The organism is Sphaerisporangium flaviroseum (assembly GCF_039537005.1).
Lineage (GTDB): Bacteria > Actinomycetota > Actinomycetes > Streptosporangiales > Streptosporangiaceae > Sphaerisporangium > Sphaerisporangium flaviroseum.
Genome location: NZ_BAAAZR010000004.1, coordinates 78,889 through 101,771, shown reverse-complemented (window position 1 = coordinate 101,771; position 22,883 = coordinate 78,889). Strand labels below are relative to the sequence as shown.

Here is a 22,883-nt window from a genome sequence, read left to right as displayed (position 1 = left end):
CCATTGTCATGCTCAGGGCCGATGTGTTTGAGTTGCGACTCAGGAAACGTGTGGAAGGGATCCCGGATGGCGATCGCATTGCGATGTGCGCGGCTCGTGGATGTCGAGGCCGGTCAGGTGCTGGACGACCAGACGGTGCTGGTGGAGGGTGAGCGGATCGCCGCGGTCGGGCCAGGGACGGCGCCGGTGCCCCCCGGCGTCCGGATCCTCGACCTGGGCGACGTCACCCTGACCCCCGGTCTGATCGACCTGCACACCCACCTGGTCGGCGTCGCCGCCTGCGGGGACTACGCGCAGGAGCTGAAGCTGAGCGCCGCGCGGCAGGTGCTCGCCGGGGTGCGCAACGCACGCGACACCGTGCTCGCCGGGTTCACGACCGTCCGTGACGTCGGGACGTTCCGCGCCTTCGTCGACACGGCGCTGCGCGACGCCATCGACGACGGCACGGTGACCGGTCCCCGTATGGCCGTCGCGGGGGCCTACGTCACCGTCTCCTCCGGCGGAGGCATGATCACCGGCCTCGCGCACGACATCGAGCTTCCCCGCGAGTTCCGCTTCGGATCCGTGCGCACGGTCGACGACGTCCGCGAGCGGGTGCGGGAGATCCTGCACGGCGGCGCCGACCTCATCAAGCTCATCGCGACCGGTGCGGTGATGGCCGCCGGTACGGTGCCCGGCGCGCCGGAGCTGACCGAGGAGCAGATGCGCGCCGCCGTCCAGGAGGCGTCCTGGTACGGGGCGTACGTCGCGGCCCACGCCCACGGCGCCGAGGGCATCAAGATGGCCGTCCGCGCCGGGGTCCGCTCGATCGAGCACGCCTGCTACCTGGACGACGAGGGCATCGAGCTCATGCTGGAGCACGGCACCTACCTGTCCGCCGACATCTGGTGGGCCGACTGGATCCGTGAGACCGCGGCGACCAACGGCTTCGACGCCGAAGGACTGCGCAAGAACGACGAGACGGCCGAAGCGCAACGCGAGGCGTTCGCGCGAGCCGTGCGCGCCGGGGTCAGAATCGGCTTCGGCACGGACGCCGGCGGCTTCCCGCACGGCATGCAGGCCCTGCAACTGCGCACCATGGCCGAACACGGCATGAGTCCTGTGGAGGTGCTGCGCGCCGCCACGCTGACCAGCGCCGAGTGCATGGGCTGGGAGGACCGCGTCGGCTCGGTGACCCCGGGCAAGTACGCCGACCTCATCGCCGTCCGCGGCCCCTTCGACGTCGGCGCCTTCACCGACGTCGCCTTCGTCATGAAGAACGGCGACATCCTGAAGAACGACCTTTCGTGAGGTCTCTCGACCCCGCCAAGGCCGCGCGGCACCTCGCCGGCGTTGTCGCGCTGCTGTGCGTGACCGCCGTCTGGGGCACCACCTTCCCCCTCGTGAAGGACATGATCACGCGGCTGCCGGTGGCGGACCTGTTCGCCGTGCGCTACGTGGCCTCGGCCGTGCTGCTGCTCGCCGTGCGTCCGGCCGTCCTGCGCGGGCTCGGCTCCCGCGCGTGGTGGGCGGGCGTCGGGCTCGGGCTGGTGTACGGCGCGGCGCTGGTCACCCAGACCTACGGGCTGACGACGCTGCCGTCCTCGGTCTCGGGCTTCGTGACCGGGTCGTACGTCGTCATGACCCCGTTGCTCGCCCTGGTGTGGTTCCGCACCCGGATCACCGTCCGGACCTGGACCGCCGTGGGGCTCGCCGTCGCGGGCCTGGCCGCCTTCACCTGGATGGCCGGCGGCGACGGAGGGCCGGTCCCGGCCGTGGGGCTGGCGCTCACGCTGGCCTCGGCCGCGTTCTACGCCGTCCACGTCGTCGCGCTCAGCAGGTGGAGCCGCCCGGAGGAGGCCTACGCGCTGACTGTGGTCCAGATCGGCACGATGGCGTGCGTGCTGACGGTCGCGGCCCTGCCCGGCGGGGTCGCGGTGCCGGCCTCGGCCGGGGACTGGGCCGGTCTGGTCTACCTGGCGACCGTGGCCGGAGCGCTCTCCTTCCTCACGCAGACCTGGGCGCAGGCCCACGTGCCCGCCACCACCGCCGCCGTCGTCATGTCCGTCGAGCCGCTGTGGGCGACCGCCTTCGCGGTGCTGCTGTACGGCGAGGCGGCCGGCTGGTCGCTGCTGGTGGGAGGCGGGTGCGTCCTGGTGGCGATGGTCCTCGTGGCGGTGCCCGCACGTGCCGCCCCCGCATCACCTCCCGCCCGCACTCTCACCCCCGTACCCGGAGGAGATGCCCCATGACCTGTCCGACAGGCGGCGCGGCGCCGGCCGAGGTCTTCGCCGGGACGGGGGCCGGGGCACTGGTGGCGGCGCTCACCCGCCACGGGGTGGACACCGTCTTCGGCATCCCCGGCACCCACAACCTGGCCCTCTACCAGGAGCTGGACCGGGCCGGGGTCCGGTGCGTGACGCCCCGGCACGAGCAGGGGGCCGGATACGCCGCCGACGGGTACGCCCGCGCGAGCGGACGTCCCGGCCTCGCGGTCACCACGACGGGACCGGCCGCCCTCAACGCCGCCACCGCGCTGGCCCAGGCCTACTCCGACTCGGTGCCCGTGCTGCTGATCTCACCGGGTGTGCCCGCGGCTCATCCGCGCCAGGGGCGCGGATACCTGCACGAGAGCAAGGACCAGTCCCGCGCGCTCGACGCGCTGTGCGCCTGGAGCCACCGGGTCACCTCGCTCGGGGAGATCCCGGCGGCGGTCGCGCGCGCGTTCGCCTCCTTCGGGGAAGGGCGGCCCCGGCCGGTCCATATCGAGATCCCCGTCGACCTGCTGGACGCCGAAGGCGCCGTCCGGTTCGGGCCACGATTCCGGCAGCCCCCACGCGTGCCCGGCCCCGCCGCGCTGGACGAGGCCGCCGCCGTCCTGGCCGCGGCCCGCCGCCCCGGCGTCGTCGCCGGCGGCGGTTGCCACGGGGCGGGCCCCCTCGTGGTCCGCCTGGCGGAGCTGCTCGGCGCGCCGATCGTCACGACGGCGAACGGCAAGGGCACCGTCCCGGAAAGCCACCCGCTGTCCCTCGGCGCCACCATGCACCTGGCGGCGGTACGGGACTGGCTGGCCGGGTGCGACGTGGTGCTCGCACTGGCCACCGAGCTGGCGCCCTCCGACCTGTGGGTCGACGACTTCCGCCTGAACGGCACCCTGATCAGGGCCGACATCGATCCAGGCCAGATGTACGGTGACCATGTCGCCGGCGTCCCGGTCGTCGGCGACGTGGGGGAGGCCCTCCGGGGACTGCTCGCGCGCCTGGCACCGGCCGTACCGACCCGCGACCGGGACGTCCGCCGGGAGCCGCCGACCGGCGGTGAAGGGGAGCCGCCGCGAGCCGCCGAGGCGCGCTCACGGGATGCGGAGCCGTGGCGCGCGCGGGACACCGAGCTGAAGCGGCTCACGCACAGATGGGCGGGACAGCTCGAAGCCCTGAGGGAGGCGCTGCCGCCCGAGACGATCGTCGCCGCCGACAACTCGATGATGTGCTACTACGGCGCGCTCGGCGGCCTGCCGATGGATCCGCCCGGCCGCTTCCTGTTCCCCACCGGCTACGGCACGCTCGGCTTCGCGCTCCCCGCCGCGATCGGCGCGGCGGTCGCGCGCCCGGGCGCGCCGGTGGCCGTCCTCGCCGGGGACGGAGCGTTCCAGTTCAGCGTGCAGGAGCTCGCCACCGCCGTGGAGCTGGGCCTGTCCCTTCCGATCGTCGTGTCACTCAACGGGGGCTACGGCGAGATCCGCGCCGAGATGGCCGAGCGCGGCATGCCCCCGGTCGGCGTGGACCTGCACGGGCCCGACCTCGTCATGCTCGCCCGTGCCTACGGGGCACGCGGGGTCGCCGCCGGCACCCCGGCCGAGCTGGGCCAGGCCGTACGAGAAGCGGTACGCGCGCCCGTTCCCACCGTCATCGTCGTCAAGGAGAACCAGTGACCCCCACACCGCAGCCCTTCCTCCAGGTCGTGTGGACGGACGAGGTGACCGGCCGCCACGGGTACGTCGTGATCGACCGGCTCGGACGCGGCGTCGGCAGCGGAGGGCTGCGCATGCGTGAAGGGGTGACCCTGGCCGAGGTCGCTGACCTCGCGCGCGGGATGAGCCGCAAGGAGGCGCTCGCCTACGAACCGGGCAACCTGTACCAGCCGCTCGGCGGGGCCAAGGGCGGCATCGACTGCGATCCGCTCGACCCCGAGGCGGATGGGCTGCTGCGGCGGTACATCGTCGCCATGAAACCCCTCCTGCAGACCTACTGGGCGACCGGCGAGGACCTCGGACTACGCCAGGACTCGATCGACGCGGCCTGCCGCGAGGCCGGGATGCGCACGTCCATCGACGCGGTGCTGCCGCTGCTGGACGACGCGGACGCCGCGTTGCGCCGGCTCGACGCGGCCTTCGCCGTGGACGTCGACGGGATCGGGCTGGGCGACCTCGCGGGCGGATGCGGCGTCGCCGAGGCGGTGCTGACCGCCATCGACCACCTCGGGCTGCGCGATGCCACGGCCGTCGTCCAGGGCTTCGGCTCCATGGGCGGCGCCACGGCCAGGTTCCTGTCCAGGGCCGGGGTGCGGATCGTCGGCATCAGCGACACCGATGGCCTGATCGTCAACCCGGGCGGGCTCGACGTGGAGACCCTGCTGCTCAGCCGGGACGCGCACGGCCGGATGGACCGTACCCGCCTGCGGGCCGGCGACCGCGAACTGCCCGGGGCGAGCTGGCTGGACGTCGACTGCGACGTGCTGGTCCCCGCCGCCGTGTCGTACTGCGTCGGTGCGCCCGAAGCCGCTCGCGTGCGCGCCCGGCTGATCGTCGAGGCCGCGAACTGCCCGGTCACCGCGGAGGCGGAGGAACTGCTGCGCGAGCGCGGCGTGCTGATCGTGCCGGACGTCGTGGCCAACTCGGCGACCAACTCCTGGTGGTGGTGGACGCTGTTCGGGGACATCCCCGCCGAGGCGGACGGCGCCTTCGCCAAGATCCGCTCGTGGATGCGGCGGGTGCTGCGGGAGGTGCTCGACGAGTCCGGGCGCACCGGGAAGACCCCACGAGAGATCGCGCACACCCTCAGCGGCCGAGCGCCATCTCCGGTCGTGCGGACCGCCGAGGAGGAACCGTGCTGGTGACGATTCCGATGGCGGACGGGACGAGGCTCGCGGCCACCCTCTTCCTGCCCGAACGGCTGCCCGCGCCATGCCTGCTGGAGGCGCTGCCGTACCGCAAGGACGACGTGACCTACGGCTATCGCGCCGAGTACGAAGCCCTGGCCGCCGATCACGGCTACGCGGTGTGCCGGGTGGACGTACGCGGGACCGGTTCCAGCGAGGGCGTTCCCGAGGACGAGTACCCGGCGAGCGAGGTCGACGACCTGTGCCAGGTCATCGAGTGGCTGGCCGGCCGGCCATGGTGTGACGGCGGCATAGGCATGTACGGCACCTCCTACAGCGGCTTCAACGCCCTGTGCGTGGCCGCCGCCCGTCCCCCCGCGCTCAGGGCGATCTGCTCCATCTACGCCTCCGACGACCGCTACACCGACGACGTGCACTACTCGGGCGGTGTCCACCGATGGCTCGACATCGTCGACTACCCGGCGTACATGGCGGCCATGAACGCGCTGCCCCCGGTACCGGAGGTGTACGGGGACGGCTGGCGCGAGGAGTGGCTGCGGCGGCTGGCGGCCACCGAGCCGTGGCTGCCACGCTGGATGGGCGAGCGGCACGACGGCGCCTACTGGCGGCAGGGCTCGCTCCGTCCCGGCCACGATCGGATCGCGGTGCCGACGATGCTGGTCGCGGGATGGGCGGACGGTTATGCCAACGTGGTGCCGCGCCTGAGCGCAGCTCTCGAACGCAACGACGTTCCCTACCGTGTCGTCGCCGGGCCGTGGTCGCATTCGTCACCCGACCACGCGCTTCCGGGTCCGGGCATCGAGTTGCTGCCCGAGATGGTCGGCTGGTGGGACCGCTGGCTGCGCGGGGACCGGGCGGCGGCGCCGGACCGCTCGGCCGTGATCTTCATCCGCTCCTCCACCCCGCCGTCCCCCGACCGGCCCATGGTGAACGGCGAATTCCGTACCTTCCCTGGCTGGCCCGCCCTTCCGGAGCGGCCCCGGATCCTCGGTCCGTCCGGCGCCTGGGCCGAGCTTCCGGCCGCGCCGGACATCGGTGTCGCCGCCTGGAACAACTGCGCTGGCGCGCTTCCCTGGGGACAGCCGCTGGACCAGAGCGCGGACGACGCCCGGTGTGTCACCGTCGAGTGGGACAGCCCCGCCGATGGGCTGACCATCGTCGGTCACCCCCGGCTGCGCGCGCGGGTCCGTGCGGAGACGGGTGCCACGCTCGCCGTGCGACTCTGCGACGTGGCGCCCGACGGCGCCTCCGAACTCATCACCCGCGGCGTCCTGCTCCTCGCCGCCGCCTCGCCGGCCTCGCCCGCGATGGGGACCGGGAACGGCGCCCGGCCACAGAGCCGGGCCGTGGACGGGAGCCGGGTGGAGATGGATGTGGAGGTGGAGCTGGATGTCGTGGCGCATCGGGTGATCCCCGGCCACCGGCTCAGGCTCGCGCTCGCCACCTCCGAGTGGCCGAACGTCATGGCCTCACTGGAGCCGGCACGGGTGGAGGTGGACCTCGGAGCGAGCACGTTGCTCCTCCCGCTGGTCGGCGGCCCGCTGGGCGAACCCGCCTCGGGGCTGCGGTGCACGGAAGCGCCGGTCCCCGACGCGACCGATGTCGTCTGGACCATCGAGCAGGACGTCCTCCAGCGGACCACCCGCTGCCGCACCCGCTACGGTTCCACCGCAGAGCCGCTCGGTGGTGGAACCTACGCCGACCTCTACGAGGGCGAGGTCACCCTGGACCACCGCACCCGCCACCAGACGGCCTCGGCGCGCAGCCGGTTCGACATCACCTGGCCGGACGGCCCCATGGTGGGCGCGGAAAGCCGGGTGGAGGTGGTCACCGGAGACGGCGGCCTGAGCGTCACCGTGGACATCACCGCCACCGAGAACGGCACCGAGCTACTGAACCGCCGCTGGACCGGCCACGTGGCCCTTGGTTCACGTCAGAGATGAGCGGCCGTGCAGAAGGTCACAATCGGGGGTGGGCAACACATGGGTGCCCCGATCAAATGGGTGCCGGGTGGGCGAACATCTGGGACACCAAGGGGCCCAAATACCGCACATGCAAGGCCGCACCGACCCTTTAAATGGCCCTCCCCGGGTGACAGGTTGTGACACACCCCGGCACCCTTTCGGAGGTCACAATCACGGGGTGGGCAACACATGGGTGCCCCGATCAAATGGCTGCCGGGTGGGCGAACATCCCTGACACCAAGGGCTCCAAATACCGCACACGCAACGCCGCACCGACCCTTTAAATGGCCCTCCCGGCACCCATTTGATCAGGGTACCCATGTGTTTCCCACCTACATTGGATTTCACCTCGAAGCGCGAGATGGTCACACCGCCGAGTTGTACCACCGAGGCGAAGAGCCGACCCCGGGTGACAGGTTGTGACACACCCCGGCACCCTTTCGGAAGGTCACAATCAGGGGTGGGCAACACATGGGTGCCCCGATCAAATGGGTGCCGGGTGGGCGAACATCTGGGACACCAAGGGCTCCAAATACCACAAATGCAAGGCCGCACCGACCCTTAAATGGCCATCCCGTGCCGCCGTCGATGACCCTGGCCCGGCCCCCTCCTTCCGCCGCCGGGGACGGCGCGTGGTTGGGTGGGGTCCGTGACCGTTGCTGACGCGCTGGGGCTGGTCGGGATCGGAGTGCTGGCGGGTGTGGTGAGCACGGTGGTCAGCCTGGCGTCGATCATCTCGTATCCGGCCCTGCTGGCATTCGGCCTGCCGCCCCTGAGCGCGAACGTCACCAACACCGTCTCGCTGGTGTTCACCGGACTGGGCGCGGCGGCCGGGTCGCGGCCGGAGCTCGCGGGGCAGGGCGGGCGGCTGCTGCGGCTCGGCGGGATGGCGGCGCTGGGCGGGATGGCGGGCGCCGCACTCCTGCTCGTGACGCCGTCGGGGATCTTCGAGGCGGTCGCCCCGTGGCTCGTCGGGCTCGCCTCCCTGCTGCTGCTCCGCCCGCCGAAGCTGGAGAACCTGGCGCGGCGCCGGGAGGACGGCAGCGGGTGGCGCCCACGTGCCGGGGTGGCCACGGTGGCGGTCTATGTCGGGTATTTCGGAGCCGCCGGCGGCATCCTGATGTTCGCGATGCTGGGGTCGACGCTCCACGACTCCCCGGCCAGGCTCAACGCCATGAAGAACGTCCTGTCGGCGCTGGCCAACGCCGTGGCCGCGGTCGGCTTCGCGTTGTTCGGCCCGGTGCGGTGGACGGCGGCGCTGCCGCTGGCGGCCGGGTTCCTGGTCGGCGGCTGGCTCGGCCCGGCGCTCGCGCGCAGGCTCCCCGGCCAGACGCTCCGCATCACCGCCGCCGTCTGCGGCCTGCTCGTCGCGGTCAAACTGGGCCTCGACACCTACCTCTGAGCCCCGGCCTCACCTGCTCCGGTGGCCGGTGAGGCCGGTCAGGGTTTCGACGACCAGGGGGCCGAGGGTGGGCAGGTGGTAGCCGCCTTCCTGGACCGCCACCATCGGCAGGCCGAGCTGTGCGATGAGGGAGCCCGTCCGGCGGTAGCCGTCCGCGCTGACGCAGAGCGGGCTCTCGGGGTCGTCGGCCGCGGCGTCCACGCCGAGCGAGACCACCACCGCCTCCGCCCCGTACGCCGTGGTCGCCGCGCACAGCCGTTCGACGCCGGCGAGCCAGGCCTCGTCACCCGATCGCGGCGCCAGCGGGACGTTCCACGTCGTGGCGTCGCCCGCTCCCGTGCCGGTCTCGTCCGCGAAGCCGAGAAAGTGGGGGAACCATCCGGCTCCGGGGTCGACGTGCACCGACCCGTAGAACACGTCCGCGCGTTCCCAGAAGATGGCCTGGGTGCCGTTGCCGTGGTGCGCGTCCACGTCGATGACGGCGACACGCTCGAACCCGTGGCCGCGCAGCGCCTGGGCCGCCACGGCCGCGTTGTTGAGGTAGCACGAGCCTCCGTACCCGGCGGGCGCGGCGTGGTGCCCCGGCGGGCGGCAGAGCGCGTAGACGGCCGGTGCTCCCGCCGCCACCAGGTCGGCTGCGGTGAGCGCCGCGTCCACGGCCGCCCGCGCCGCCGGCCACGTCCCGGGGCCGACGAGGGTCATGGTGTCGTAGCACCACAGTCCCGCGCGGGCGTGCACGGCGGTGGGGGTGCGGGCCGGCATGCCCGCGAGCATGGCGGGGGTGGGGAAGACGTACGGCACCACGCGGTCCTGACCGGGATCCTCCGGGTACCCGGCGTGCGACCACTGGTCCCAGACGTGGCGGAGATGGTCGACCATCCCCGGGTCGTGGACGGCGCGCAGGACGGTGTCGTCGTGGGGGACCGCCTCCACCAGTTCGGCGCCGGCCTCGGCCAGGGCGGAGCCGATGAGGGTCGCCCGTTCCGGCACCTCGGTCCCGGGGGTCCGTACCCCGATCCAGATCTCGGCGCCCGGCACGTGCTCCAGGCAGGCGGGCGACCACACGGCCGAGATCACGCGGCGCCCTCTCCCGGGGTCCCGCCGTGCGCGTTCCCGGGAACCGTCGTCCGGGCGGCGGCGTCCTTCCTGAAGAAGCGGTCGAGGACGCGGACGCCGAAGTCCAGGGCGGAGACGGGCACGCGCTCGTCGATGCCGTGGAACATGCCGTAGTAGTCCAGGTCGGGCGGGAGCGCCAGCGGGGCGAAGCCGTAGGAGACGATGCCGAGCTCGTGGAACGCCTTGGCGTCGGTGCCGCCGCTCATGACGTACGGCACGGGGACGGCGCCGGGGTCCTCGGCGACCAGTGAGGAGCACAGCGCGTCGAACGTGGGGCCGCCGGGGTCGGCGGCCGGGGCGTCCTCCAGGCAGACGAACTCCCGGGTGACCTTCGGGCCGAGCAGGCGGTCGACCGTCTCCAGGAACTCCTCGCGGAACCCGGGCAGGAACCGGCCGTCCACGTGGGCATCGGCCGAGCCGGGGATCACGTTGACCTTGTAGCCCGCGTTCAGCATGGTCGGGTTGGCGGAGTTGCGCAGCACGGGCCGGAACAGGGCGCCCACCGCGCCCAGCCTTTCGGCCTCGGCGTCCAGCCGGTCGTGGTCGATGGTCTCGCCGAGTGCGGCGGCGAGGGCGTCCAGCATGCCGCGCACCCCAGGGGTCAGCCGCACCGGCCAGCGGTAGGAGGCCAGGCGCGACAGGGCGTGGCAGAGTTCCGCCACCGCGTTGTCTGCCGGGGGCATCGAACCGTGCCCGGCCACTCCACGCGCGGTCAGCCGCATCCAGGCCATTCCCTGCTCGCCGACGGCCACCGGGTAGATCCGCTTGCCGGCGTGGTGCACGGTGTAGCCGCCGTCCTCGCTGATCGCCTCGCGGCAGCCCTCGAACAGCGCGGCGTGCCGCCTCGCGAGGTAGTACGAGCCGTACTCGCCGGTCGCCTCCTCGTCGGCCGTGAACGCCAGCACGATGTCCCTGTCCGGCCTGACCCCGGCGGCGGCCCATGATCGGACCATGGCCAGGGTCATGGAGCAGGTGCCCTTCATGTCCACCGCGCCACGGCCCCAGACGACACCGTCGGCGATCTCGCCGGAGAAGGGGTGGACGGTCCAGTCGGCGGCGTCGGCGGGCACGACGTCCAGGTGGCCGTGGATGAGGAACGGCTCCCGCGAGGGGTCCGCGCCGGGGACGCGGGCGACGACGTTGCTCCTGCCGGGCGCGGACTCCAGGATCCGGGCCTCGACTCCGGCCGTGGCGAGGACACCGGCGACGTACTCCGCCGCGCCGCGCTCGCCGCGTCCCCGGTTGTCTCCCTCGTTGGTGGTGTCGATCCGGATCAGGTCGGAGAGGATCCGGCCGGCGTCCGTCGCGTCGCCGTCCGTCCCGCTGGGGCCGGTCACGGCGGGGACCATCCGGTGGGCGGCGGTCGGCTGGGGGGTCAATCAGGCCTCCGTGAGATGGCAGGCGGCGTGGTGGCCGCGGTCGGCGGGGAGTACGGCCGGTGGATCGGTCTCGCAGCGGGCGGCGATCGGCTCCGGAAGCCCGGCGGCATAAGCAGGACAACGAGGGCGGAAGCGGCAGCCCACCGGGATGCGGGACGGATCGGGTGTCTCGCCGACCAGAACGATCGGATCCAGCTTGTTGATCTCCGGGACGACCGACAGCAGCGCCTTGGTGTACGGGTGCCGGGGCGTGAGCAGCACTTCGGCGGTGGGGCCGGTCTCCACGATCCTGCCGAGGTACATCACCGCGACGCGGTCGGCGATGTTCCAGGCCAGCCCGAGGTCGTGGGTGACAACCAGCACCGACAGCCCGAGCTCGGCGCGCAGCGTGAGCAGCAGCGCGAGGATCTCGCCGCGCACGGAGGCGTCCAGTGACGACACCGGCTCGTCGGCGACCAGCACGTCCGGCTCCAGCACCAGGGCTCCGGCTATCACCACGCGCTGGCGCTGCCCGCCGGACAGCTCGTGCGGGTAGCGCAGGAAGAATCGTTCCGCGGGACGGAGGCCGGCCTTCGCCAGCGCGTCGGCGACCCGGGTCTCCTCGTCGCCGATGCCGTGGATGCGCAGGCCCTCGGCCACGGCCTCGTACACCGTGTGCCGGGGGTTCAGCGAGCCCGTCGGGTCCTGCAGGACGAGCTGGACGTGCCGCCGGAAGTCCTTCAGCGCGCTCTTGGCGTAGCTCAGCGGGCGCGACCCGTGCTGGACGGATCCCTCGGCCGGTCGGATCAGGCCGAGCATGCTCCTTGCCAGGGTGGTCTTGCCGCAGCCGGACTCACCGACCAGGGCGACGATCTCTCCAGAGCCGATCTCCAGCTCGACGCCGTCGACGGCGCGGGCCGCGCCGAACCGGACGTGCAGCCCATGTGCGGCGAGGGCGACATCGGTGCCGGTCGTGGTCTCGTTCATGCGGCACCTCGAAGGTCCGGGCCGGTCGGGGTCTCGTTCATGCGGCACCTCGAAGGTCCGGGCCGGTCGGGGTCTCGTTCATCGGGCACCTCGAAGGTCCAGGCCGCGCTCGGTGGCGCGCAGGCAGGCGGAGGTGCGGCCGTCGCCCACCCCGGCCAGGGTGACCTCCGTGGTAGCGCAGAGGTCCACGGCGATCGGGCAGCGGGGGTGGAACGGGCATCCGCCGGGCAGGTCGCCGGGGAAGGGCGGGTCGCCGGGCAGCCCGCGCGGGCTGTAGCGGAACCGCTCGTCGCCGATCCGGGGGAACGCGCCGGCCAGCGCGGCGCTGTAGGGATGGCGGGGGTCGTCGAAGACGGCCGTGGCCGGGCCCTGCTCCACCACACGGCCCGCGTACATGACGGCCACCCGATCGCAGACCGAGCCGAGCACCGACAGGTCGTGGGAGATCAGGACCATGGACAGGCCGAGATCCTTGACCAGCGACGACAGCAGGTCCAGCACCTGGGCCTGGACCATGACGTCGAGCGCGGTGGTCGGTTCGTCGGCGATGAGCAGGCGCGGCCCGCACGCGAGCGCCAGCGCGATCATCACGCGCTGCCGCTGACCTCCCGAGAGCTGGTGGGGGTAGTCCCTGGCCCGCCTGGCCGGCAGCCCGACCTGTTCCAGCAGCTCCGCGACCCTCTTGTCAGCCTCCCGCCTGCTCACCTTGGAGTGCAGCAGGATCGGTTCGGCGATCTGCCTGCCGATCCGCTGCACCGCGTTCAGCGAGTGCAGGGCACCCTGGAAGACGATCGACGCCTGCGCCCACCTGACGGCGCGCAGCCGCCCGAAGGACATGCCGTACACGTCCTCGCCGTCGAGCAGTACCTGCCCGCCGACCTCCGCCGATCGGGGGAGCAGCCGCAGCACCGCGTTGGTGATGGTCGACTTGCCGCATCCGGACTCGCCCGCGATGCCGAGCACCTCGCCCGCCGCGACGGACAGGTCCACGCCGCGTACGGCCGGCACGTCCCCCGCGTAGGTGACGCGCAGGTCCCGAAGCTCCAGCACACTCATCTCGTCTCCTTGAGACGGGGGTTGAGCACGGCCTCCAGCGTGCGGCCGATCAAGGTGAAGGCCAGCACCACCAGCACGACGCAGATGCCCGGTGGCATGACGAACCACCACTCGTTGTTGGTCATGGCCCCGGTGGAGAAGGCGTGGTCGAGGATGTAGCCCCAGGACGGCCGGGTGGGGTCGCCGAGCCCGAGGAAGGACAGCGTGGTCTCCGACAGGATCGCGATCGAGACGGTCAGCACGACGTGCGCCATGACCAGCGGCATGACGTTCGGCAGCACGTGCCGGGTCATCTGGTGCCAGTCGCTCGCCCCGAGCGCCTTGGCCCTTTCCATGTACGGCCGCTCGCGCACCGACAGCGTCTGTGCGCAGACCAGCCGGGCCGTTCCCGGCCAGGACGTCACTCCGATCACGATGATGATGTTGAGCAGAGAGGGGCCCAGCACGGTGGCCATCACGATCGCGAGAGGCAGGAACGGGATGACCAGGAACCAGTCGGACACGGCGTTCAGGATCGACCGCGTACGGCCCGAGTAGAACCCGGCCATGACGCCGATCGCGGTGCCGATGACCATCGCGATCACGGTGGCCGCCAGGCCCACGAGCAGCGACATGCGGGTGCCGTGGATCAGCAGGGTCAGGATGGAGCGGCCGTTCTCGTCGGTGCCCAGCGGATTGCCCGCTGACGGCGCCATGTGCGCCGGGGCCGTCGCCTTGGTGATGTCGAGTCCGGTCGGGTCGGCCAGCAGCGGCGCGAAGATCGCCACCAGTACGAAGAAGCCGAGGATGGCCAGCCCCGCGATGCCGGTCTTGTGGCCGCGGTAGTCGTGCCAGAAGCGGGTGAGCGTCGCCCTGCGGCGTGCCCTGACGATGGCGGCGGCCGAGGTCATGGGCACCACGCCCGGGGTTCCGCGCGGAGGCGGGGAATGAAGGCAGGGGTCATGAGCTGCTCACCCGTGGGTCGATGATCGCGTACAGCAGGTCGGCGATGAGCATGAAGACGACCACCCCGATGGAGAAGAGCAGGAAGATGGCCTGGAGCAGTGGAATGTCCGGCCCGCGCAGGGCCTCGTACGACAGCAGGCCCAGGCCGGGCCAGGAGAACACGGTCTCGACCGTGATGGCTCCGCCGATCACGAAGCCCAGGTTCATGAGGATGAGCGTCATGGTCGGCAGCAGGGCGTTGGGCACCGCGTGCCGCCGCCGCACGAGATCGTCTTTGAGCCCCTTGGCCCGGGCGAGCTGGAGGTAGTCCTGCCCCAGCTCGTCCAGCAACGACGCCCGCATGATCGTGGAGTACTCGGCCAGGTACACCAGGGCCAGTGAGGTCACCGGCAGCACCATGTGCCAGGCCACGTCCACCATGCTCCCGTCGTCGGGGGTCGTGATGCCGCCGCTTGGGAAGAACGGGAACGCGATCAGGAACATCATCCCGAGCCAGAACTCCGGCATGGCGTACAGGACCAGCGTGATCGAGGTGGCCCCCCGGTCGAAGCCGCTGCCCCTGCGCCACGCGCTGCGGATGCCGATCCACACGCCCGCCACCGAGGCGATCAGGATGGCGGTGCCGACCAGCATCACCGTCGGCCACACCCGCTCGCCGACGATCTCCCAGACCGGGCGGTTGAACCGGGTCGAGTTGATCGTGCTGGCGAAGGGGTTGGCGAGGTAGTCGAGGAACTGCTGCCCGATCGGCTGGTCGAGCTGTGCCCGCAGCTTGGCCATCTGACCCGCGGGCATGTTGCGCCCGCGGTTGTAGAGGCCGACCGGATCGCCCGGCAGCATGCGGAACAGGAAGAAGTTGAAGACCAGGACGAAGAACAGCGTGCCGAGCGACCAGCTCAGCTTACGGATGACGTAGCCGCTGGTCCCGGTGAGGAAACGCGCCCGGGCACGCGTGGTCGTGCCCGGGACGGTGCTGACCGCCACGGCTACTCCCGCTCGTCGGCGGTCGCGGTCCGGCGCCTGCGGGAGAACACCAGAACGGCGGCGGCGCCGAGCAGGACCACCCCGGCTCCGATGCCCACGAGCAGGCCCGTGTTGGAACCGCTGGACGCCGCGTCCTTCCGGGCCGCCGCGACCGGCTGGAGGTTGAGGTAGGAGTAGGTGCCGTACTGGAACAGCACCGAGCCGTCGGGGTCGGGCTGGGGCACGAACCCGGTCCAGCGGTCACTGCGGTAGGCGACGTTGTCGTCGTAGTAGTAGGTGATGGCGTAGGCGGCGTCCTCGTAGACCATCTGCTGCATCTGCTTGACCATCTCGGCCCGCTTGGCCGGGTCCGTCTCACCGGACTGCGCCTCGTACAGCTTGTCGTAGGCCGGGTTGCAGTAGAAGGAGTCGGACAGGTCGGCGTAGATGGCGTTGCCGTCCTTGTAGCTGCGCTTTCCGCAGGTGAACACCGACAGCTGGTAGTCGGGGTCCGGCTCGACCACCCATCCCCACTCGTACATGTCGAACTCACCCCGGCCGATGATCTCGGTGAGCGCGTCCTCCGACACCACCTTGACCTTGACGTCGATGCCGACGTCCTTGAGCCAGCCCTTGACGAACTCGCCGGTGTTCTGCGACTCCTGCGACTCCTGCCGGGTGAACAGCCGCAGCGACAGCTTCTTGCCGTCCTTCTCCCGCATGCCGTCGGATCCCTTGGTGTATCCGGCGGCGTCGAGGAGCTGTCCGGCCTTCGCCGGGTCGAAGTCCTGCTTGACCGGCGGTTCGTAGTGCAGGTTGGCGTAGATCGGCGGCACGGCGGTGGTGCCCGGCTCGCCGTTGCCGTCGAGCACCCGGTTGACCAGGGTCTTCCGATCGATGGCCGAGGAGATGGCCAGCCGGACCTGCTTGTCCTTCAGCGCCGGGTGGCCGTCGCCGATGGGCGTGCCGTCGGCCAGCGCCGCCCCGTTGTTGAACCCGATCTCGTTGAAGCCGCTGTACTTCGACGCCCTGGTGGTGATGCCCGGCCGGTTCTTGAGCGACTTGAAGACGTTGGCCTGCAGGTCGAAGGCGTAGTCGATCTCGCCTCGGGTCAGCGCCTGCGCCTGGGCGTCGGAGTTGGTGAAGACCCGGTAGACGAGCTCGTCGATCTTGGGAGCGCCGCGCCAGTAGCCGGGGTTGGCGGCCATCCGGATGAACTGCCCCTTCTTCCGCTCGATCAGCGTGAAGGGCCCGGACCCGACGATGGGAGCGCCCGACGGCTCGTTGCTGAAGGACTTGACCTTCTTGGCGTCGATGTCCTTCCAGATGTGCTCGGGCAGGATGGGCACGGCGAGGCGGGTCATGATGGGCGTGGGCCTCTTGACGTGCAGGATCAGCGTCGTGTCGTCGGGGGCCTCGGCCTTGGTGATGTTTGTGACGTAGTTGCCGTAGTTGGTCTGCTCGTACTCGCCGTTGATGATGCGGTTGAAGGTGTAGGCGGCGTCCCGCGCGGTGAGGGGCTTGCCGTCCGTCCACTTCACGCCAGAGCGGATCTTGTAGGTCCAGCTCTTCTTGTCCGTCGCCTCGGTCCACGACTCGGCGAGGCCGGGCACGGGCGTGAAGTCCTTGGCGCTGTAGCCGATCAGCGTGTCGTACATCAGGCCCCAGACCTCGTAGGCCTCGACCACGATGCCGGTGAAGGGGTTCACCGAGTCCACGTCCGACTGGATGCCGACCGTGAAGACCCTCTTGCCCTGGGACGGGCCGGGACTGGGCGGAGCGGCGAGCGCCGGCGCCTCGTGCGGTAGGGCGGTCAGAGTGTGCGCGGGTGTGGCGTGGGCGGGTGCGGCCAGGCTGCTGCCGGCGACCAGCCCGGCGACGAGAGCGAGGCCCACCAGCGACGTCCGAGTACGGGGAAATATCGGCATATCGTCCTCCGGGGGGCGCATTCGGGGGTTCGGGACGGTGGGTGGAGAGGGGGTTCGGGGCGGTGAGGCTAGGGCGTCAGCCGGGTGGAGACGGGTGGCGGGCGGCGCGGAACGGCATTGACTGATCGCTCAGTCGAAGTGTTAGCTTCCAGCCATGACAGCGCCTCCCACAGCTCCCCGCAGACCGTCGATCCACTCGCTGCACGGGGTCGATCGGACCGATGACTACGACTGGATGCGGGACGCTGAGGCGGTGCACGGGCACCTCGTGGCCGAGCGGGGTCACTACGAGGCTCAAATGGCCCATACCGCCCACCTCCGACAGGAGCTCGTCAGCAAAATGGCTGTACGGACGCCCGAGACTGAGTCTTCAGTCAGTTGGCGCCGTGGGGCTTTTGTCTACTACACCCGCACCGTTTCCGGAAGAGAATTCGGCGAGCTCTGCCGTAAAAAGGATGATAAATCAGAGGAAGCCACGATTTCCGTACTTGATCTCGACGCTCTCGCGGCGGCCACCGGCTACGTCGAGCTGGGGGTGTGCGAGGTCAGCCCGTGCGACCGCTACCTGGCCTACTCGGTCGACACCACCGGCGACGAGGTCTACGAGCTGCGCTTCCGCGACCTGACCACAGGTGAGGACCTCCCCGGCCGGGTGCCGGGCACCTACTACACCGGAGCCTGGTCGGCCGACTCCCGCGAGTTCTTCTACACCGTCGTGGACGCCGCCTACCGCCCGCACGAGGTGCGCCGCCACGTCCTCGGCGCCACCGATCCCGGCGGCGGGGAAGGCGACACGCTGGTGCTCCGTGAGGACGACCGGCGCTTCGAGCTCACGGTGCGCGCCACCCGGTCCGGCGAGCTGATCACCGTCACGGCCGCGAGCCGCGACACCACCGAGGTCTGGCTGCTGGGCGGCGCCGAGCCGCGCTCGGTCGCGGGCCGCCGTCCCGGCCGCGAGTACCGCGTCGACCACGACGCCACCGCGAACCGCCTGGTGATCGTGACCGACGACGCGCACCCCGAGTTCCGTACGGTCACCGCGGCCCTCGACGCTTCCGGGACGGTCGGCGAGTGGACCCCGCTCGGCGAGCCGGGCCCGGGGGAGCGCGTTCACGCGGCCGACTGCTTCGCCCACCACATCGTGGTCAGCCTGCGCAGGGGCGGCGAGCCCTTGCTCCGGATCCTGCCCCTCGACGGCGGCGAGCCGTACGAGGTCGGTTCGGAGCTGCCCACGGGCAGGCTCGCGCACGTGCGCAACGAGGTCTACGACACCCGGTCGATCACCATCGAGACCGGCTCGTACACCGAGCCGACCCGCTGGTACTCCCTCGACCTGGACACCGGCGAGCGGACGCTCGTCAAGGTGGCCGAGGTGCCGGGCTACGACCCCTCGGACTACGTCAGCGAGCGGCACTGGGTCACCGCACGCGACGGCGTCCGGGTTCCCGTGACGATCGCCCGCCGGGCGGACGTGGCGCTGGACGGCTCGGCTCCTTGCCTGCTCCACGGGTACGGCGCCTACGAGGCCACGGACGACCCCGCCTTCGACACGGCCCTGTCGGTGCTGCTCGACCGGGGCGTCGTGTTCGCCGAGGCGCACATCCGCGGCGGTGGCCAGATGGGCCGCCACTGGTGGTTCCAGGGACGATACGGCGCCAAGACCAGCAGCTTCCACGACTACATCGACGTCGCGGACTGGCTCGCCGACGGCCGCGTCTCCGGCATCGCCACCCGTGGCAGGTCGGCCGGCGGGCTGCTCCAGGCGGCCGTGTACGGGATGCGCCCCGACCGCTGGGCCGCCGTCGTCGCCGAGGTGCCGTTCGTGGACGTCGTGACGACCATGCTGGACGCCTCCATCCCGCTGACCGTCAACGAGTGGGAGGAGTGGGGCGACCCGCGCCGCCGCGAGGACTTCGACTGGCTGCTCGCCTACTCGCCGTACGACAACGTGCCCGAGGGGAAGCGCCCGCCGCTGCTGGTCACCGGAGCCGTCCACGATCCGCGCGTGCTGGTCCACGAGCCGGCCAAATGGGTGGCCAAGCTGCGCGCGACCGGCGACTCGGCCGTGCTGTTCCGCGTGGAGGTCGACGAGGGCGCCCACAGCGGCCCCACCGGCCGCTACGCCCACCTCGCCTACGAGTCCGAGATCTTCGCTTTCATCCTGGAGGCGTTGACGGCGGACGAGCCCCGGTAGGGCGCCGGAATACGGCGGACGAGCTCCGGTGCGGCGCCGGAATACGGCGGACGAGCTCCGGCGCCGCGCCGGAGCTCAGCCGACGCCGAGGAAGGCGCGGGCCTGAGAGGTGGGCATCGGGGGGCGTTGGGCGATCTCCGCGGCGCGTGCCGCCCGCTCGACCAGCTCGGCGTTGTCCCGGACCGGGCGGCCCTTGGCGTAGGTCACGGTGTCCTCCATGCCGACCCGCAGGTGCCCGCCTGCCGCCAGAGCGCCGAACAGGACCGGCAGCGAGGCCCGCCCGATCCCGGTCGCCGACCAGGTGGCCCCCTCCGGCAGCGCCCGTACGGCCGCCGCCATCGTGGCGAGGTCGCCGTCGAACCCGCCCCGCACGCCCATCACCAGGTCGCAGTGCACCCGCCCGCCGTGCGGCGGGCCGTACCGGTCCAGCAGCCGGTGCAGCGAGGCGATGTGGCCGAGGTCGAACAGCTCGAACTCCGGGACGATCGCGAGGCTCTGCGTCGCCTGGTAGAGCTCGGCCATGAACGGCCACGGGTTCATGAAGACGTCGTCGCCGAAGTTGACGGTGCCGCAGGTCAGCGAGCACGCGTCCGGACCGGCGTCCAGCACCTTGAGGCGGTCGGCGTACGGGTCGGTCACCGCGCCGCCGGTGGAGAGCTGAATCACCAGCGAGGTCGCGGCGCGCAGTGCGGTCACCGTGTCCCTCAGCCGGGCGAGGTCGAGGGTCGGCCGGGCGTCGTCATCGCGGATGTGCACGTGGATGACCGCCGCTCCGGCGTCCTCGCACTGCTTCGCGGTCGTCACCAGCTCGTCCAGCGTCACCGGGAGTTGGGGATTGGCGGCCTTGGCCGCCTCGGCTCCCGTCGGGGCGACCGTGATGAGCGTCGAGGTTGTCATGGCGCAGATATTGCCTGGACAGCCATGGGTGGGACAAGATGTTCGCCTGAGTGACCAGTCAGGAAACGAGATTCGTGAGGACGGTGAACGATGCGAAAGTTGTCTTTCCGTGAAGAGGGCGGCTGGACCGCGTTCACCGGGCCGGCGGCGCCCGCGCCGTCCGTGTCCACCGAGGCGACGGCGGGCGGGGTCATCGACCGGCTCACCGTGACGGCCGCGGTCGCGGGGGCCCTCGGCCCCACTCGTTCCACTGGCCTCGGCATCGCCGAAGCTCCATGATCGACACCTCTCCCATCGGCCTGCACCGCGTGCTGGAGCCGAGCGGCGTGCTGCCCCAGGCGGCTCTGCGCCTCGATGCCTCACCCGGCCTGCGTCCCGGTGAGGTACGCCTCCGGGTCGAGCGGCTGAACCTCGACGCCGCCTCCTACCGGCAGCTCTCCGCCAAGCACGGCGGCGACGGCGCCGCCATCAGGGCCGAGGTGCTGGAGATCGTCGGTGCGCGCGGCAAGATGCACAACCCGGTGACCGGATCGGGAGGCATGCTGGTCGGCGTCGTGGACGAGGTCACTCCCTCCTCGCCGCTCGGCCTGAAGCCGGGGCACCGGGTCGCGACCCTGGTCTCGCTCACGCTCACGCCACTCGCGCTGTCCGACGGCTTGGCGCGCTGGGACGGCCTGTCGGAGCAGGTCCCCGCCGACGGGCACGCCATCCTGTTCGCCCGCTCGATCGCCGCGGTGCTCCCCGACGACCTGCCGGTCCCGCTCGCCCTCGCGGTCATGGACGTGTGCGGGGCCCCGGCCCTCACCGACCGCGTGGTCCGCCGGTACGTCCCATGTCACGCGGAGTCCGGACCGCGCCAGGGTTCCGGCCCGGTCGTCGCCGTGATCGGTGCCGCGGGGAAGAGCGGCTCGCTGTCGCTGGCGGCGGCGCGCAGGGCAGGTGCTCGTCACCTGGTCGGGATCGTCCCGCACGCCGCGGAGGCCACGCTGCTGGAGGAGGCGGGGCTGGCGGACGCGGTGGTGATCGCCGACGCCCGCGACCCCGTCGCCCTCGCCGGCTCCGTACGGCAGGCGGGCGGACCGGCGGACGTCACGGTCGTCTGCGTCGACGTGCCCGGATGCGAGGGCGGGGCCCTGCTGTCCACCCGCGACGGCGGAATCGTCGTCTTCTTCTCCATGGCCACCTCCTTCAGCGCCGCCGCGCTGGGCGCCGAAGGGCTGGCCGCCGACGTCACCATGCTGGTGGGCAACGGCTACGTGCCCGGCCACGCCGCGCTGGCTCTGGACCTCCTGCGCGCCGAACCCGGCGTCCGGCGTCTCTTCGAGCGACGCGTGGAGCCCGCGCTGGATGGAGGACGCGTGGAACACGGACCGGAACGACGCGTGGAGCCGGCGCAGGATGGGCGGGACGCGTGAAACTGGGACTGGACCCGGCGGTCGTGTCCAAGGCCCGGGCGCTGGCGGCCCGCGCGGCCGAGCCGGTCATCGAGCTGGCACGGACCCACACCACGGTGTCGGTCGAGCGGGCGGTGCTCCGCCTGGCCGGGGTCACCGGCGCCGACGCCGACGGCACTCCCTGGGTGAACCGCATCACCGACGCCGTACGCGAGCAGGCGGGGCTGGAGCACGGCGTCGCGCTTCCCGTCTTCCACGCGCTGAACGAGCACGGCATCGAGCTCGGCGACCCGCTGTCCCTGCTGGAGACCACGTTCGCCGTCCCCACCGGCGCGCGGGCCACGCTGGCGCGAAAGCACGCGCGGGCGGCGGTCGCGCGCGGCATCGCCACGATCGACCACAACCGGGCGGAGCGTCAGCGGCTCCTGCGCGAGCACGGCGACCCGGCCATGCCCTGGATCTACCTCATCGTCGCGACGGGCGACATCTACGAGGACATCCCGCAGGCGCAGGCGGCGGCGCGGGAGGGCGCCGACGTGATCGCCGTGATCAGGTCCACCGGGCAGTCCCTGCTGGACTACGTGCCCGAGGGCGCGACCAGGCAGGGGTACGCCGGCACGTACGCCACGCAGGAGAACTTCCGGCTGATGCGGGCCGCGCTGGACGAGGTGTCCGCCGAGCTCGGCAGGTACGTGCGGCTGACGAACTACGCGAGCGGCCTGTGCATGCCGGAGATCGCCGCGCTGGCCGGGCTCGAGCGGCTCGACATGATGCTCAACGACTGCATGTACGGGATCATCTTCCGCGACATCAACCCGATCCGTACCTTCGTGGACCAGCGGTTCTCCCGGCAGGTCCACGCCCGGGCGGGGATCGTCATCAACACCGGCGAGGACAACTACCTCACCACGGCCGACGCCGTGGACGCGGCGCACACGGTCGTGGCGTCGCAGCTGCTCAACGAGCGGTTCGGCCACGAGGCGGGGCTGGCGGACTGGCAGCTCGGGTTGGGCCATGCTTTCGAGATCAATCCTGATATTCCGGATTCGTTCAGGTTGGAGCTGGCGCACGCGCAGCTCGTACGGGAGCTGTTTCCCGACGCGCCGCTGAAGTACATGCCGCCCACCAAGCACATGACGGGCAATATCTTCGCCGGGTACCTGCTGGACGCCTTCTTCAACCTGGCCGGGGTCCTGACCGGGCAGTCCATCCTGCTCATCGGCATGATGACCGAGGGCATCCACACTCCCTGGCTGTCCGACCGGGACCTCGCCCTGGAGAACGTCCGCTACGTGCGGCGGGCGGTCGGCGCCCTGCACGAGGACTTCGTCCCCGCCCCCGGCGGCTTCGTCGCCGAACGCGCCCGCCAGGTGCTCTCCGAGACCGTGGACCTCCTCGACCGCGTCTGCGACAGCTCACTCCTCACCGCCATAGCCGAAGGCACCTTCGGCGTCACCCGCCGCCCTCCCGACCGAGGCAGGGGCCTGGAAGGCGTCGTCCGCCAAGCCGACACCTACTACAACCCCGCCACCGACCTCCTCGAACAAGCATGACCGGCCCACGCAGGCCTGAAATGGTCCTC

Annotated in this window: 18 protein-coding genes; 10 read left to right on the top strand and 8 right to left on the bottom strand. The window is 71.6% G+C overall.

Annotated features, from left to right (window positions below):
• The first annotated feature begins 66 nt into the window (after positions 1–66).
• From ABD810_RS12200 to ABD810_RS12175, 6 genes are all read left to right on the top strand, one after another.
• Positions 67–1,290 (top strand): metal-dependent hydrolase family protein, encoded by a 1,224-nt coding sequence (locus ABD810_RS12200; protein WP_344938075.1) that lies wholly within the window; start codon positions 67–69, stop codon positions 1,288–1,290.
• Positions 1,287–2,231 (top strand): DMT family transporter, encoded by a 945-nt coding sequence (locus ABD810_RS12195; RefSeq protein WP_344938073.1) that lies wholly within the window; start codon positions 1,287–1,289, stop codon positions 2,229–2,231. Before ABD810_RS12200 ends, ABD810_RS12195 begins: the two co-directional genes overlap by 4 nt.
• A complete protein-coding gene (locus ABD810_RS12190) occupies positions 2,228–3,910 on the top strand; it encodes a 5-guanidino-2-oxopentanoate decarboxylase (RefSeq protein WP_344938071.1) in 1,683 nt (560 codons plus the stop codon). Before ABD810_RS12195 ends, ABD810_RS12190 begins: the two co-directional genes overlap by 4 nt.
• Positions 3,907–5,094, top strand: a complete 1,188-nt coding sequence (locus ABD810_RS12185; RefSeq protein WP_344938069.1) for a Glu/Leu/Phe/Val dehydrogenase dimerization domain-containing protein — start codon at positions 3,907–3,909, stop codon at positions 5,092–5,094. The genes ABD810_RS12190 and ABD810_RS12185 overlap by 4 nt, the downstream gene beginning before the upstream one ends.
• Positions 5,085–7,040 (top strand): CocE/NonD family hydrolase, encoded by a 1,956-nt coding sequence (locus tag ABD810_RS12180; RefSeq protein ID WP_344938068.1) that lies wholly within the window; start codon positions 5,085–5,087, stop codon positions 7,038–7,040. The genes ABD810_RS12185 and ABD810_RS12180 overlap by 10 nt, the downstream gene beginning before the upstream one ends.
• A gap of 670 nt (positions 7,041–7,710) precedes the next feature.
• Positions 7,711–8,463, top strand: coding sequence for a sulfite exporter TauE/SafE family protein (locus ABD810_RS12175; protein ID WP_344938066.1), 753 nt, complete (start codon positions 7,711–7,713; stop codon positions 8,461–8,463).
• A 9-nt stretch (positions 8,464–8,472) separates the two neighbouring features.
• Here the strand turns inward: ABD810_RS12175 and ABD810_RS12170 are convergent, their stop codons facing one another.
• From ABD810_RS12170 to ABD810_RS12140, 7 genes are all read right to left on the bottom strand, one after another.
• Positions 8,473–9,540 carry a histone deacetylase family protein gene (locus ABD810_RS12170; RefSeq protein WP_344938065.1) on the bottom strand — a complete coding sequence of 356 codons (1,068 nt, stop codon included), beginning with the start codon at positions 9,538–9,540 and terminating at the stop codon, positions 8,473–8,475.
• On the bottom strand, positions 9,537–10,928 hold the full coding sequence (locus ABD810_RS12165) for a M20/M25/M40 family metallo-hydrolase (RefSeq protein ID WP_425566893.1): 1,392 nt from the start codon (positions 10,926–10,928) through the stop codon (positions 9,537–9,539). Before ABD810_RS12165 ends, ABD810_RS12170 begins: the two co-directional genes overlap by 4 nt.
• A 30-nt stretch (positions 10,929–10,958) precedes the next feature.
• The gene (locus tag ABD810_RS12160) at positions 10,959–11,924 is read right to left on the bottom strand and encodes an ABC transporter ATP-binding protein (protein WP_344938062.1); all 966 of its coding nucleotides are present in this window, start codon (positions 11,922–11,924) and stop codon (positions 10,959–10,961) included.
• Between the two features lie 78 nt (positions 11,925–12,002).
• Positions 12,003–12,980: an ABC transporter ATP-binding protein gene (locus ABD810_RS12155; RefSeq protein WP_344938060.1), complete on the bottom strand. Its 978-nt coding sequence runs from the start codon at positions 12,978–12,980 to the stop codon at positions 12,003–12,005.
• The gene (locus ABD810_RS12150; protein ID WP_344938058.1) at positions 12,977–13,870 is read right to left on the bottom strand and encodes an ABC transporter permease; all 894 of its coding nucleotides are present in this window, start codon (positions 13,868–13,870) and stop codon (positions 12,977–12,979) included. The genes ABD810_RS12155 and ABD810_RS12150 overlap by 4 nt, the downstream gene beginning before the upstream one ends.
• 49 nt (positions 13,871–13,919) lie before the next feature.
• Positions 13,920–14,909 carry an ABC transporter permease gene (locus tag ABD810_RS12145; protein ID WP_344938055.1) on the bottom strand — a complete coding sequence of 330 codons (990 nt, stop codon included), beginning with the start codon at positions 14,907–14,909 and terminating at the stop codon, positions 13,920–13,922.
• Positions 14,910–14,911: 2 nt separating this feature from the next.
• Complete coding sequence (locus ABD810_RS12140; RefSeq protein ID WP_344938053.1) at positions 14,912–16,783, bottom strand: ABC transporter substrate-binding protein; 1,872 nt, start codon at positions 16,781–16,783, stop codon at positions 14,912–14,914.
• Between the two features lie 187 nt (positions 16,784–16,970).
• Between ABD810_RS12140 and ABD810_RS12135 the strand changes: the two genes are divergently transcribed.
• Positions 16,971–19,010 carry a S9 family peptidase gene (locus tag ABD810_RS12135; protein ID WP_344938051.1) on the top strand — a complete coding sequence of 680 codons (2,040 nt, stop codon included), beginning with the start codon at positions 16,971–16,973 and terminating at the stop codon, positions 19,008–19,010.
• A gap of 75 nt (positions 19,011–19,085) precedes the next feature.
• On the opposite strand, the gene ABD810_RS12130 is transcribed toward ABD810_RS12135, so the two are convergent.
• The gene (locus ABD810_RS12130; RefSeq protein ID WP_344938049.1) at positions 19,086–19,907 is read right to left on the bottom strand and encodes a beta-keto acid cleavage family enzyme; all 822 of its coding nucleotides are present in this window, start codon (positions 19,905–19,907) and stop codon (positions 19,086–19,088) included.
• 90 nt (positions 19,908–19,997) lie between these two features.
• Here ABD810_RS12130 and ABD810_RS12125 point away from each other — a divergent pair, with 90 nt between their 5' ends.
• The 3 genes from ABD810_RS12125 to kamD are packed head-to-tail and all read left to right on the top strand — an operon-like array spanning position 19,998 to position 22,854.
• Positions 19,998–20,186: a hypothetical protein gene (locus ABD810_RS12125; RefSeq protein ID WP_344938047.1), complete on the top strand. Its 189-nt coding sequence runs from the start codon at positions 19,998–20,000 to the stop codon at positions 20,184–20,186.
• A complete protein-coding gene (gene kdd, locus ABD810_RS12120; protein WP_344938045.1) occupies positions 20,183–21,322 on the top strand; it encodes an L-erythro-3,5-diaminohexanoate dehydrogenase in 1,140 nt (379 codons plus the stop codon). The genes ABD810_RS12125 and kdd overlap by 4 nt, the downstream gene beginning before the upstream one ends.
• Complete coding sequence (kamD, locus tag ABD810_RS12115; protein WP_344938043.1) at positions 21,319–22,854, top strand: lysine 5,6-aminomutase subunit alpha; 1,536 nt, start codon at positions 21,319–21,321, stop codon at positions 22,852–22,854. Before kdd ends, kamD begins: the two co-directional genes overlap by 4 nt.
• Positions 22,855–22,883 lie beyond the last annotated feature (29 nt).

What these genes read in the sequence shown, in the direction of transcription:
- ABD810_RS12200 (WP_344938075.1), top strand. Translation starts at nt 67, where the DNA reads ATGGCGATCGCATTGCGATGTGCGCGGCTCGTGGATGTCGAGGCCGGT.
- ABD810_RS12190 (WP_344938071.1), top strand. Translation starts at nt 2,228, where the DNA reads ATGACCTGTCCGACAGGCGGCGCGGCGCCGGCCGAGGTCTTCGCCGGG.
- ABD810_RS12165 (WP_425566893.1), bottom strand. Translation starts at nt 10,928, where the DNA reads ATGGTCCCCGCCGTGACCGGCCCCAGCGGGACGGACGGCGACGCGACG.
- ABD810_RS12160 (WP_344938062.1), bottom strand. Translation starts at nt 11,924, where the DNA reads ATGAACGAGACCACGACCGGCACCGATGTCGCCCTCGCCGCACATGGG.
- ABD810_RS12155 (WP_344938060.1), bottom strand. Translation starts at nt 12,980, where the DNA reads ATGAGTGTGCTGGAGCTTCGGGACCTGCGCGTCACCTACGCGGGGGAC.
- ABD810_RS12150 (WP_344938058.1), bottom strand. Translation starts at nt 13,870, where the DNA reads ATGACCTCGGCCGCCGCCATCGTCAGGGCACGCCGCAGGGCGACGCTC.
- ABD810_RS12135 (WP_344938051.1), top strand. Translation starts at nt 16,971, where the DNA reads ATGACAGCGCCTCCCACAGCTCCCCGCAGACCGTCGATCCACTCGCTG.
- ABD810_RS12130 (WP_344938049.1), bottom strand. Translation starts at nt 19,907, where the DNA reads ATGACAACCTCGACGCTCATCACGGTCGCCCCGACGGGAGCCGAGGCG.
- ABD810_RS12125 (WP_344938047.1), top strand. Translation starts at nt 19,998, where the DNA reads ATGCGAAAGTTGTCTTTCCGTGAAGAGGGCGGCTGGACCGCGTTCACC.
- kdd (WP_344938045.1), top strand. Translation starts at nt 20,183, where the DNA reads ATGATCGACACCTCTCCCATCGGCCTGCACCGCGTGCTGGAGCCGAGC.